Source organism: Kitasatospora paranensis (assembly GCF_039544005.1).
GTDB classification, from domain to species: Bacteria; Actinomycetota; Actinomycetes; order Streptomycetales; family Streptomycetaceae; genus Kitasatospora; species Kitasatospora paranensis.
In genome coordinates this window covers 912,947-925,481 of sequence record NZ_BAABKV010000001.1, presented here as the reverse complement: position 1 = coordinate 925,481, position 12,535 = coordinate 912,947, and the positions used below count along the sequence as shown (strand labels likewise).

Genomic DNA, 12,535 nt, shown 5'->3' with positions numbered 1-12,535 from the left:
CCAGTCGATTTCCGGCGGCCTGCCGGGTGGACGGGCCGCCACCGGAGCGCCCGCCCGGCAGGCCGCGCGGAGTCCCCCGGTCGGGGTGTCCGGCAGGGCGGGGCGGTGCGGGTGCGGTGGATACTGGGGAAACGCCCGCTCTCCGGATGGGAATCGTGGTTGGCCGTGGCATCGATGTCCGGGCAGTGGCCCCGCTACGTGCGGCTGGTGCCGTGGGTGCTGATCGTCGCCGGGCTGGTCTGGAACTCCCTGGAGCCCGCCGACTACTGGGGCGATCCGATGCTGGCCGCCGCCTCGGTGCTGGCCGGTGCGCTGCTGTCGCTGCGCGACACCGTCGCGGTCGGCGCGGCCGTCGTGCTGGGCGTGGTGGTGCTGACGATCCGGGACGGCTCGATCGGCACCAGGTCCGGCTACCTGGAGCTCGCGAACACGGTGTTCGCCGCCCTGATCGGCCTCTGGCTGAACCGGCTGATCGCCCGCCACGGGCGCCGGCTGGAGGCCGTCCGCTCGGTCGCGGAGGCCGCGCAGCAGGCCGTACTGCCGATGCCGCCCGCCCGGGTGGGGCCGCTGGCCGTCGCCGCGTGCTACCGCGCGGCCGAGACCGACGCGCTGATCGGCGGCGACGCGTACGCGCTGCAGGAGACGCCGTTCGGGGTGCGGGTGCTGATCGCGGACGTCCGGGGCAAGGGCTTGAAGGCGGTGGCGGCGGTGTCCGTCCTGCTCGGGGCGTTCCGGGAGACGGCGGACCGTGCGCCGGACCTGGTGGCGCTCGCCGACGGTCTGGAGCACGCCCTGGCCCGGGAGAGCGCGCACGCCGAGGAGGAGCTGCGGATGGAGGGGTTCATCACCGCGCTGCTCGGCGAGGTGCCGCGCGGCGGGGCCGGGCTGCGGGTGCTGAACTGCGGCCACCCCGGGCCCTACCTGCTGGACGGCCGGGAGCGGGCGGTGAGTCTGCTGGACGCCCGGGAGCCCGGCCTGCCGCTGGGAATGGGCGGGCTCGGGCTGTCGCGCCCCGCGCCCGAGGAGTGGCCCTTCGAGCCCGGGGACACGCTGCTGCTGATCACCGACGGTGTGACGGAGGCCCGGGACGGTGCGGGGGAGTTCTACGACCCCGCCGTACGGCTCGCGCCGCTGGGCCCGTTCGACGGCCCCGGGGAGCTGGTCGACGCCCTGGTGCGGGACGTGGCACGGTGGACGGGCGGCCCGCGCGACGACGACATGGCGGTGCTCGCGGTGACCCGCCGCCGCTGACCCCGGCGCCGGGTCGGGGCCGGGTCGGGGCCGTCCGAGCTGTGCGGGATCCCAGCGGTGCAGAAACGGTGCAGCGATCGTCCGCCGCCCGGCCTCGGAAGAATCGGCTGCGGGTCCGGTACCGAGCCGGCACCCGTGCGCTCCGCCCCCCGAGCGCTCGTCCCGCCTCTCCGCGGAGGGACCGGCACCATGCGAACCACCTCCGAAGCCTCTCCGTCAGGGCGCCGACCCTCCTCGGGCCCCGCCCCCTCGCGGCCGCGTGCCGCCCGTGCGGATCGGTCGGCCCGCCCACCCGGGAGGGCATACCGGCGCGTCGCCGCGCGCCGTCCGGGGACGGGCGGGGACCTGACCGGGCGGATCTGCCGGGCCGTACGGGCCGGTGACGCCGTCCGCGTCGAGCGCCTCCTCGACCGCCTGGAGCAGATCGCCGACGACGCCCTGCTGGACCGTGTCGCCCGGGCCGTCCGCGCGCTCGCCCTCCCACCGTCGTCGTAGCAGCGCCCGGCCGGGGCTCCCGTGCGGATCGGGCGGGCCGGTCGCGGGGGTCGGGCGGCGACTCGTCGCGGGGGGTGGTGTCCGCGAGGGGCGATCACGAGATATCTTGATGTCGAGACGTTTGCAGACGTGAAGCGGAGCACCGGTGACTGACTCGACCATCATCTACACCCACACTGACGAGGCGCCCGCCCTGGCGACCTACTCGTTCCTGCCCGTGGTCCAGGCGTACGCCGCCACCGCGGGTGTCAGCGTGGAGACGCGCGACATCTCCCTGGCCGGCCGCATCATCGCCAGCTTCCCGGAGCGTCTCGAGGAGGGCCAGCGCATCGCCGACGCCCTCGCGGAGCTCGGTGAGCTCGCCAAGACGCCCGGCGCCAACATCATCAAGCTGCCGAACATCTCGGCCTCGATCCCGCAGCTGAAGGCGGCGATCACCGAGCTCCAGCAGCAGGGCTACGCGCTGCCGGACTACCCGGACGACCCGAAGACCGACGAGGAGCGCGACACCCGCGCCCGCTACGACAAGGTCAAGGGCAGCGCCGTCAACCCGGTCCTGCGCGAGGGCAACTCCGACCGCCGCGCCCCGCTCTCGGTGAAGAACTACGCCAAGGCGCACCCGCACCGCATGGGCGCCTGGACCTCCGAGTCCAAGACCAACGTCGCCACCATGGGCGTCGACGACTTCCGCTCCACCGAGAAGTCCGCGGTCGTCGCCGAGGCGGGCAAGCTCCGCATCGAGCTGCACGGCGACGACGGCTCCACCACGGTGCTGCGCGAGTCCGTCCCGGTGCTGGCCGGCGAGGTCGTCGACGCCTCGGTGATGCACGTCGCCGCGCTGCGGGAGTTCCTCACCGCGCAGATCGCCCGCGCCAAGGCCGAGGACGTGCTGTTCTCCGTCCACCTCAAGGCCACCATGATGAAGGTCTCCGACCCGATCATCTTCGGCCACGTCGTCCGCGCGTTCTTCCCGAACACCTTCGCGCAGTACGGCGCCGACCTCGCCGCGGCCGGCCTCACCCCGAACGACGGCCTCGGCGGCATCTTCAAGGGCCTGGAGTCGCTGCCGAACGGCGCCGCGATCAAGGCGTCCTTCGACGCCGAGCTCGCCGAGGGCCCGGCCCTCGCGATGGTCGACTCCGACCGCGGCATCACCAACCTGCACGTGCCGTCCGACGTCATCGTCGACGCCTCGATGCCGGCCATGATCCGCACCTCCGGTCACATGTGGGGCCCGGACGGCCAGGAGGCCGACACCCTCGCCGTGCTGCCGGACAGCAGCTACGCGGGCGTCTACCAGGTCGTCATCGACGACTGCCGCGCCCACGGCGCCTACGACCCGTCGACCATGGGCTCGGTGCCCAACGTCGGCCTCATGGCGCAGAAGGCCGAGGAGTACGGCAGCCACGACAAGACCTTCGAGATCCCGGTCACCGGCACCGTCCGCGTGGTCGACGCCGCGGGCACCGCGGTCCTGGAGCAGGCGGTCGGCGCCGGCGACATCTTCCGCATGTGCCAGACCAAGGACCTGCCGATCCGCGACTGGGTCAAGCTGGCCGTCACCCGCGCCCGCGCCACCGGCGTCCCGGCCGTGTTCTGGCTGGACGAGAACCGCGCGCACGACGCCCGGCTGATCGAGAAGGTCAAGGCGTACCTGCCCGAGCACGACACCGAGGGCCTGCAGATCGAGATCCTCTCGCCGGTCGAGGCCACCGCGTTCTCGCTGGAGCGCATCCGCCGCGGCGAGGACACCATCTCGGTGACCGGCAACGTGCTGCGCGACTACCTCACCGACCTGTTCCCGATCCTGGAGCTCGGCACCAGCGCCAAGATGCTCTCGGTCGTCCCGCTGATGAACGGCGGCGGCCTGTTCGAGACCGGCGCCGGCGGCTCCGCCCCGAAGCACGTCCAGCAGCTGGTCAAGGAGAACTACCTGCGCTGGGACAGCCTCGGCGAGTTCCTCGCCCTGGCGGTCAGCTTCGAGCACCTCGCCACCACCACGGGCAACGCGCGCGCCCAGGTGCTCGCCGACACCCTGGACCGCGCCACCGGCACCTTCCTCAACGAGGACAAGTCGCCGAGCCGCAAGCTGGGCGGCATCGACAACCGCGGCAGCCACTTCTACCTGGCCCTGTACTGGGCCCAGGAGCTGGCCAAGCAGACCGCCGACGCGCAGCTCGCCGCGGCCTTCGCCGGCCTCGCGAAGACCCTGGCCGAGCAGGAGCAGACGATCGTCGACGAGCTGATCGCCGTCCAGGGCTCGCCGGCCGACATCGGCGGCTACTACCAGCCCGACGCCGCCAAGGCGGCCGCCGTGATGCGCCCGTCGAAGGCCCTCAACGAGGCTCTCGCGACCCTCGGCTGACGCCACCCGCTCCCCGTGCCGCGGCCCCGCGGTACGGGGAGCACCCACAGGCCCCGTGCCCGGCCGCCGCACCCCGGCGGCCCGGCGCGGGGCCTGCGCGCGTCCTGCCCGGCCTGGTCGATCCTCCAGCCCCGGCCCCGACCGGCCGTGTTCCGCACCACTCGTCCCGACCGCCCCGCGTTGGCTTCAATCGCCGTAGCGAACAGCGGAGGACGGTGGATCGACGTGGATCTGAACACGGTGACGGAGGTGCGCGACGCCCGGCGGCGCGCCACCTGGCAGCCGGGCGACGCCTGGCTCGGCGGGGGCACCTACCTGTTCTCCGAGCCGCAGCCGCACATCCGGCGGCTGGTCGACCTCGGCCGGATGGGCTGGCAGCCGCTGCGGACGACCGCCGACGGCGGGCTGGAGATCGCCGCGACCTGCACCGTCGCCGAGCTCTCCGGCCACGGGCGGCAGGCGGCCTGGCGGGCCGCCCCGCTGGTCGAGCAGTGCTGCCGGGCCTTCCTGGCGTCCTGGAAGATCTGGAACATGGCCACCGTCGGCGGCAACCTCTGCAACGGCCTGCCGGCCGGGCCGATGATCTCGCTCACCGCGGCCCTCGACGGCGTCTGCCTGCTCCTCGCGCAGAGCGGCGCCGTCCGCGAGGTGCCGGTCGCCGACTTCGTCATCGGCGCCGGCGTGAAGGTGCTGGAGCCGGGCGAACTGCTCCGCTCGATCACCCTGCCCGCCCGGGCGCTCGCCGCCCGCACGGCGTTCCGCCAGGCCTCGCTGTACGGGCTCGGCCGCTCCGGTGCCCTGGTGATCGGCACCCTCGACCCGGTCGACGGCTCGCTGACGATCACCGTCACCGCCTCCACCGTCCGGCCGATCCGCTTCTGGTTCCCGCCCGAGCCCACCGCCGAGGCCGTCCGCGACGCACTCGAAGACGGCATCCGGGCCGACGAGTACTACGACGACATCCACGGACTGCCCGCCTGGCGACGGCACATGACGTTCCGCTACGCCGAGGAGATCCGCCGCGAACTGAACCGGGAGGCCACCCGATGAGCTGGACGATCCGCGTCAACGACCAGGACGTCGACGCCGAGCCGCGGCCCGGCCAGTGCCTGCGCACCTACCTGCGCGAGCGCGGCTGGTTCGGGGTGAAAAAGGGCTGCGACGCGGGGGACTGCGGCGCCTGCACCGTCCAGGTCGACGGACGGCCCGTGCACAGCTGCCTGTACCCGGCCGTCCGGGCCGAGGGCCGCTCGGTGACCACCGTCGAGGGCCTCGCCAAGGACGGCGAGCTCCACCCGATGCAGCAGCGCTTCCTGGACGCGCAGGGCTTCCAGTGCGGCTTCTGCACCGCCGGATTCCTGATGACCACCTCCGCGCTGGACGAGGAGCAGCTCACCGACCTGCCGCGGTCGCTCAAGGGCAACCTGTGCCGCTGCACCGGCTACCGGGCGATCGAGGACGCCGTCCGCGGGGTCCGACACACCGAGTGCCCGGCCGCCGGGCAGGCCGTCGGCCGCAGCCTCGGCGCGCCCGCCGGGCCGCTGGTCGTCACCGGGACGGCCCGCTACACCTTCGACATCGAGGTCGAGGGTCTGCTCCACATGAAGCTGCTGCGCTCGCCGCACCCGCACGCCCGGATCCGCGCCATCGACACCTCCGCCGCCCTCCGGGTGCCCGGCGTGCACCTCGTGCTGACCCACCACGACGCCCCCGAGCGGCTCTACTCCTCGGCCCGCCACGAGCACCCCACCGAGGACCCGGACGACACCCGCGTCCTCGACGACGTCGTCCGCTTCGTCGGCCAGCGGGTCGCGGCGGTCGTCGCGGACAGCGAGGGCGCCGCCGAGGAGGGCTGCCGCCGGATCGTCGTCGACTACGAGGAGCTCCCGTACGTCATCGACCCGGAGCAGGCCATGGCGCCCGGTGCCCCGGTCATCCACCCCAAGGGCCCGGAGTCGCGGATCGCCAGGGCGGAGAACAACGTGGTCGGCGAGGTGCACGGCGAGATCGGCAGCGTCGAGCAGGGCTTCGCCGAGGCCGACCTGGTGTACGAGGAGACCTTCCGGACGCAGCGGGTCCAGCACGCCAGCCTGGAGACGCACGGCTGCGTCGCGTACTTCGAGGAGAACGAGGAGAGCGGCGGCGAGCGGATCGTCGTCCGCTCCAGCACCCAGGTGCCGTTCCTGACCCGGCGCGCGCTGTGCGCGCTCTACGACCTGCCGCCCGAGCGGGTCCGGGTCGTCGCGGGCCGGGTCGGCGGCGGTTTCGGCGGCAAGCAGGAGATGCTGGTCGAGGACATCGTGGTGCTGGCGGCGCTGCGCCTCAATCGCCCGGTCAAGCTGGAGTTCACCCGGCCCGAGCAGTTCTACGGCGCCACCACCCGCCATCCGTTCACGGTCACCGTGAAGGCCGGCGCGCGGGCGGACGGCACGCTGACCGCGCTGCAGTTCCGGGTGGTCTCCAACACCGGGGCGTACGGCAATCACGGGCCGGCGGTGATGTTCCACAGCGTCGGCGAGTCGATGGGCGTCTACCGGGTGCCGCACAAGAAGGTCGACGCGTACTCGGTGTACACAAACTGCGTGCCCGCCGGTGCCTTCCGCGGCTACGGCCTGGGCCAGGTCACCTTCGCCGTGGAGTCGGCCTTGGACGAGCTGGCCCGGCGGCTGGGCGTCGACCCGCTGGTCCTCCGGGAGAAGAACATCATCGGCCCCGGCGAGCACATGCTGAGCCCCGGCGGCGAGGAGGAGGACCTGCACATCGCCAGCTACGGCCTCGACCAGTGCCTGCAGGTCGTCCGGGACGCCCTCGCGGAGGACCGCAGCGCCGAGGACGCGCCGGAGGGCTGGCTGGTCGGCCAGGGCTTCGCCATGTCGATGATCGCCACCGGCCCGCCGGGCGGCCACTTCGCCGACGCCACGGTCAGGCTGCTGGAGGACGGCACCTACGACATCGCGGTCGGCACCGCGGAGTTCGGCAACGGCACCACCACCGTGCACCAGCAGATCACCGCCGGTGCGCTGGGCACCACCGCGGACCGGATCACCGTCCGGCAGTCGGACACCGACGTCGTACGGCACGACACCGGGGCCTTCGGGTCGGCCGGCACGGTGGTGGCGGGCAAGGCCGTGATGAAGGCCGCCAACGCGCTGGCCGAGCAGATCGTCTCCTTCGCCGCCGAGTACGCCCGGGCGCCGCGCAGCGGGCTGAGGCTGACCGCCGACGCGGTGGAGTGCGAGGGCAGGACGTTCACGCTCAAGGAGGTGTTCGAGGCGGCGCGGGAGCGCGGTGTGGAGCTCGCCGGGGTCGGCCACTGGGGCGGCTCACCGAGGTCGGTGGCCTTCAACTCGCAGTGGTTCCGGCTGGCGGTCGACCCCGGCACCGGCGAGATCAGGATCCTGCGCAGCGTGCACGGCGCCGACGCCGGCAAGGTGGTCAATCCGATGCAGTGCCGCGGACAGGTCGAGGGCGGGGTGGCCCAGGCGCTCGGCGCGACCCTGTTCGAACAGGTGCTCGTCGACGGCCGGGGGAGGTCACCACCGCCGCCTTCCGCCGCTACCGGCTGCCCGCCTACGCGGACGTGCCGCGCACCGAGGTCCACTTCACCGAGACCTCGGACGCCATCGGGCCACTGGGTGCGAAGTCGATGAGCGAGAGCCCGTTCAACCCGGTCGCACCGGCCTTCGCCAACGCGCTGCGGGACGCCACCGGCGTCCGGTTCACCGAGGTGCCGCTCCTGCGGGACAGGGTCTGGGCCGTGCTGAACGAGCGCGGCATCGGCACCGACACCGTCGCCCGCGGTGCGGGGCCGGGCCCGGAGGCCTGACCCCGGGGGCGCGGGTGGTCAGACGGGGCGGACGGGGACGGGCCGGGCGGGGGCGCCGGGAGCCACGGTGCCCGACGCGGGCGGGCGGCGGCGGTCCCGCGGGAGCTCCACCACCTGCGTGCCCATCTCGTGCAGGAAGCCGATCACCGCCGCCGCGGTGCCGTCGTCCAGCGAGAACGTCCAGCGGCCGGGGATCAGCACGGTATCGAAGCGGCCCATGGCCGCCTGGGAGAGCAGGACCTTCAGCTGGGGCCGGACGGCGCGCGACGACACACCGTTGTCCACGAAGAACTGCGGGTTGTGCAGGCCGAGCCGGTCGGCGTGGTCCTCCAGCGCCCGGAGGTGGAAATCGGCCTGCCAGCGGTCGTACGGGAAGCAGCGCAGGTAGGCCGCGGTGGTGCCGGAGATGTGCAGGGCCTGCTGGGATGTCATCGGTCGCTCCTCACTGAGCGGGTCGTGCCACGCCCTTCCCGAGGGGCGGCGCGCGCGGTCTGCGCGCCGGAGCGAGGGCGTCCCGGGACGGGTCGCCTCGCGGAAGGGCTCCACGAACGCGTCCCGGCTGCGCGCGGAGGCGAGCACCGCGTTCTGCGGCACCCGGCCCGCGCCCCCGGCGGCAAGCGCCGGTCGGGCCGCGTCCGAGGACACGGGGGTCGGCGGGGTGGGCCGGGGGTCCCGAGGTCCTCTGCGCGCTGCCCGGGACGGCACCGGAGTCCGGTGGTCCGCCGGTGCCTGTGCACCGACCGCCCTGCGCAACGCGGTGCCGGCCCGTTCCGGGTGGGGTGGCGGGGTGGTCGGAACCATCCCGGCCGGAACACGGTCGGCACATATGCGTCCCATAGTGCACCGAACGGGGCGGAACGGGCACCTGTCCGGTTCGCCCCTTACAGGTCTCCTTACGGTCCCCTGACAGGCCCGCGCGGCGGTCGACCGGCGCCCGACGGGCCCGACGGGCCCGGAGGCCCCGCCCGAGGCGCCGCGGCGGCCCACGGGGCCCACCCGCCGACGGTCTGACACCCCGTCGGGCGCGGTCCGGAAATAGGTGGCGCCACGGAGGGGTTGGGGTCCGGTGCGGCACACCGGCCGCACAGCACTGGAGGACGGTCCATGAAGATCGGCATCATCGGCGCGGGCAACATCGGCGGCAACCTCACCCGGCGGCTCACCGCCCTGGGGCACGAGGTGGCGGTGGCCAACTCGCGCGGCCCGCAGACGCTGGCCGGCCTCGCGCAGGAGACCGGTGCCACGCCCGTCGAGGTGGCCGAGGCGGCCCGCGGGGCGGAGATCGTGGTGGTGACGATCCCGCTGAAGGCCGTGCCGGATCTGCCGTCCGGCCTGTTCGACGAGGCGGCCGAGGGCTTCGCGCTGATCGACACCGGCAACTACTACCCCCGCCAGCGCGACGGCCTGATCGCCGAGATCGAGGCGGGCCTGACCGAGAGCCGCTGGACGGAGCGGCACCTCGGCCACCCCGTGGTCAAGGCGTTCAACGGCACCTACGCCCAGGACCTCCTGGACCGGCCGCTGCCGGCCGGCCACCCCGACCGGGTCGCGCTGCCGGTGGCGGGCGACGACGAGGCGGCCAAGCGCAAGGTGCGCGCACTGATCGACGAGCTGGGCTTCGACACCGTGGACGCGGGCGGCATCGACGACTCCTGGCGCCAGCAGCCGGAGTCCCCCGTCTACGGGCTGCGGGGCGGCGTCGAGGAGGTCGCCGAGGCCCTGGCGAAGGCCACCCCGGAGCGCCCGGAGGGCTTCCGGGCGTAACCCGCGGCCCCGCCCCCGCCAGCAGCGGACGCCTCCCGGCACCCCCGCCCGCGGGGGTGTCAGGAGGTGACGCTCGCCGGCAGCACCTCGGAGACCTGGGCCGCCGCACCGCACGGCTGGAAGGCGAAGGCCACCGTCTTGTCGCCGTCCGCCAGCGGGTCGAGCGGCGCCCGGAAGGCGAAGCCGGCCGCGCTCGGGCACGGGTTGTCGTTCACCGGCACGTCGCTCCACTTCAGGAAGAACGCCGCCGTGCCGCCCGGGGCCAGCACCACCGTGCCGCCGCTCCCGCCCAGGTCGCCGAAGCCGGCGGGGATGGCGCCCACCGCCACGACCGGCAGCCCGGACCCGTACGGGACGACGGTCGGCCGACCGTGCATCGAGCAGGTGACCGATCCGGTGTTCTTCAGCACGAAGCGCTGCACCATCGTGCCGGCGGCGCCGTCCGACGTCGATCTGGTGACGCTCAGCATCGGGTTGACACAGTTGGTCACCTCGCCGCCGCCACCGCTCCCGGTGGTCGGCGTCGCGGTGGCGCTTCGGGTTGCGCCGGTGCGGGTGGCGCTCGCCCGCACGGGGCTCGCGGACGCGGTGGCGCCACCGGCGGTCGTCCCGGCCGCGGCGGACGCGGGGGCGGAGACCGCGGTGGTCACGGTGGCGTCGCTCGACCCGCCGGACGGGTCGCACGCGGCCAGCGCCCAGGGGGCAGTGAGAGCCAGCGCGGCAGCAAGGGTACGGCGGGTGCTCATAGGGTCAGCCCTTCGGGTCGTCCGGTCGGCGCGGGTCTGCGGAACCGCTGGACTCCCAGACGCACGGGCGCCGTCCCCCGGTTCTCGACCGGGGTGACCGTGCGCGCACGCAGGGACATCGACCGGGCAGAAGCCGCTCCGGACCGGAGCGGCCCCGCATGCTAGCAACCGGACGGCACCCCCGGACCACCCGTGTCCGCTCTCCGCCGCGCCGCTGCGCAGGCGTCAGGACCCTCCGGGTACAACCGGTTCAGCCCGCCAGGGTGATCCGGATGCCCACCGTCCCGTGCGCACCGCGCCGGACCCGGCTGCCGAGCAGCGTCACCACACCGAGCAGCCCGTACTTCTGCCGCAGCAGCGTCCGGTAGGCGGCGGTGCGTTCGGGGGCGCAGATCTCCGCCACGGCCGGGACCTGATCACCGGTCGGGTTGCCGCGCACGTCGCACGGGCCGACCAGGACGTCGCCGCGGTTGCGGATGCGCTTGACCTTCCACGAGTCGGCGACCGTCCAGATCCCGAGCGCATCGCCGTCGCGCACCACCCAGACGGGGGTGGGCACACCCGTGCCGTCCTTCTTGAACGTGGTGACCAGGAGGTAGCTCCCGGCGGCGAGCCTGACGAGGAGTTCGCGCTGCTCCGGCGGCATGTCGGTCATGGCGGGCAGTCTAAGCCCTTCGGCTGCCCGTCAGATCCGGCGGATGGTCTTGATGTCCATCATGGTGGCCGGCGAGATCTTCACCACGTCGCCGGTCTGCGGAGCGTGCACGACCATCCCGTTGCCGATGTACATGCCCACGTGGTGCGCGTCCGAGTGGTAGATCACCAGGTCGCCGGGCTGGGCGTTGGCCGGGTCGGTGCCCACGTTGGTGCCGACGGTGGCCTGCTCCTGCGACGTGCGCGGCAGCGACACCCCGGCCTTCGCGTACGCCCACTGCATCAGGCCCGAGCAGTCGAAGCCGGCGGTCGTGGTGCCGCCCCACTTGTAGGGCACACCGCGCTCGTCCAGTGCCGCCTGGACGGCGATGGCCGCGGCCCCCGAGGCCGGCGGGAGGCTGCTGAGGTCGACCCGGTCGGCGCCGCGGGAGGCCGCACCGCCGCCCAGCAGTGAGGCGCGGTCGGCCGCGGTCAGCGAGTTGAGGAGCTGCCGGGCGTCGCTGAGGCGCTTCTGCACGTCCGCCTTGGCGGCGTTCAGCTCCTGGTCGGTCTGGGCCAGGTCGGCGAGGACGGCGGTCGCCTCCTGCTTCTGCTGGTCGAGCCGGCGCTGCTGGTCCTCCAGGGACTTGAGCGTCGAGGCCTGGGTCTCGCTGGCCTGCTCGTTGCCGGAGGCCTTGCTGAGGTAGCTGTCCGGGTCCGAGGAGAGCATCAGGGCGACGGTCGGGTCCACGTTGCCGCTGCGGTACTCGTCGGCGGCCACCGCGGCCAGCCGGGTGGCGACCTCGGTGAGCTTCGCCTGTCCGCGGGCGATCTCGTCCTGGAGCTGCGCCGACTGCTTGCGCAGCTGCTCACCGCGCTCGACGGCCCCGTTGTACCGCTCGGAGGCCTGCTCCTGCTCCTGCATCAGCTGGTCGACCTGGACCTTGACCTCGTCCTTGGAGGGCTTGGCCGGTGCGGCGTGGGCGCTCGCCTGGGCGGAGAGGGCGACCGCGGTCGCCGCTGCTGCGGTCAGCACGGTCACCCGTGCCCTGCCGGACTGTTTCGGACGGCGGTGGGAGGCCACGAGTCGAACTCCTCTTCCTGGTGGCCCCGCCCGTTCGAGTGAGCGTCCGGGGTTGCCGGTTTCGGAACCCGACCCTAGACGACGCTCCTTCCCCCGCGCCACTCTTCCGCCTCATCGGCTCCGGCGCGTCCTGGCGGCAACGCCGTTGCGGGGAAGCCATCGGCGGGTGCCGCAGGTGCGCCGAGCGGTGGCCGCAGGCCCGCTGAAAAGTCCTCAGCGCGCCGGGGCCCCACTGCTCCGCCGCAGCTCGGGGCCGTTCCCCGCCGCCGGTCGCCACACGTCCGGGGACCGGCCCGCCGTCCGGGCTGACGACCGGTCAGTACGGCGGGCGGGCCCCGGGGAGTGCGGCCCGTCCGACCGCGCTCCCCGGC

General features: G+C 73.9%; 9 protein-coding genes and 1 pseudogene. 6 read left to right on the top strand and 4 right to left on the bottom strand.

The annotated features are described in order from the left end of the window. Positions 1 to 174: 174 nt before the first annotated feature. The 5 genes and pseudogenes from ABEB13_RS04800 to ABEB13_RS04780 all read left to right on the top strand — a co-directional run bounded on the left by ABEB13_RS04800 (position 175) and on the right by ABEB13_RS04780 (position 7,937). A complete protein-coding gene (locus ABEB13_RS04800; RefSeq protein ID WP_345704432.1) occupies positions 175 to 1,251 on the top strand; it encodes a PP2C family protein-serine/threonine phosphatase in 1,077 nt (358 codons plus the stop codon). A gap of 189 nt (positions 1,252 to 1,440) precedes the next feature. After that, positions 1,441 to 1,746 carry a hypothetical protein gene (locus ABEB13_RS04795; RefSeq protein ID WP_345704431.1) on the top strand — a complete coding sequence of 102 codons (306 nt, stop codon included), beginning with the start codon at positions 1,441 to 1,443 and terminating at the stop codon, positions 1,744 to 1,746. Positions 1,747 to 1,891: 145 nt separating this feature from the next. Beyond that, complete coding sequence (locus ABEB13_RS04790; RefSeq protein WP_345704430.1) at positions 1,892 to 4,111, top strand: NADP-dependent isocitrate dehydrogenase; 2,220 nt, start codon at positions 1,892 to 1,894, stop codon at positions 4,109 to 4,111. 225 nt (positions 4,112 to 4,336) lie between these two features. Beyond that, a complete protein-coding gene (locus tag ABEB13_RS04785; protein WP_345704429.1) occupies positions 4,337 to 5,161 on the top strand; it encodes an FAD binding domain-containing protein in 825 nt (274 codons plus the stop codon). Next, a pseudogene (locus tag ABEB13_RS04780) lies at positions 5,158 to 7,937 on the top strand (molybdopterin-dependent oxidoreductase). The gene ABEB13_RS04785 and the pseudogene ABEB13_RS04780 overlap by 4 nt, the downstream one beginning before the upstream one ends. An 18-nt stretch (positions 7,938 to 7,955) precedes the next feature. Here the strand turns inward: ABEB13_RS04780 and ABEB13_RS04775 are convergent. Beyond that, entirely contained in the window at positions 7,956 to 8,369 is a 414-nt protein-coding gene (locus tag ABEB13_RS04775) for a recombinase family protein (protein WP_345704428.1), read from the bottom strand. Between the two features lie 672 nt (positions 8,370 to 9,041). Here ABEB13_RS04775 and ABEB13_RS04770 point away from each other — a divergent pair. Next, positions 9,042 to 9,701, top strand: coding sequence for an NADPH-dependent F420 reductase (locus tag ABEB13_RS04770; RefSeq protein ID WP_345704427.1), 660 nt, complete (start codon positions 9,042 to 9,044; stop codon positions 9,699 to 9,701). Between the two features lie 59 nt (positions 9,702 to 9,760). Here the strand turns inward: ABEB13_RS04770 and ABEB13_RS04765 are convergent, their stop codons facing one another. The 3 genes from ABEB13_RS04765 to ABEB13_RS04755 form a co-directional block, all read right to left on the bottom strand. Beyond that, positions 9,761 to 10,447 (bottom strand): DUF4232 domain-containing protein, encoded by a 687-nt coding sequence (locus ABEB13_RS04765; RefSeq protein WP_345704426.1) that lies wholly within the window; start codon positions 10,445 to 10,447, stop codon positions 9,761 to 9,763. Between the two features lie 250 nt (positions 10,448 to 10,697). Beyond that, positions 10,698 to 11,093 (bottom strand): PPOX class F420-dependent oxidoreductase, encoded by a 396-nt coding sequence (locus ABEB13_RS04760; RefSeq protein ID WP_100893122.1) that lies wholly within the window; start codon positions 11,091 to 11,093, stop codon positions 10,698 to 10,700. 39 nt (positions 11,094 to 11,132) lie between these two features. Further along, positions 11,133 to 12,164 carry a C40 family peptidase gene (locus tag ABEB13_RS04755; protein ID WP_345704425.1) on the bottom strand — a complete coding sequence of 344 codons (1,032 nt, stop codon included), beginning with the start codon at positions 12,162 to 12,164 and terminating at the stop codon, positions 11,133 to 11,135. Between the last annotated feature and the right edge of the window lie 371 nt (positions 12,165 to 12,535).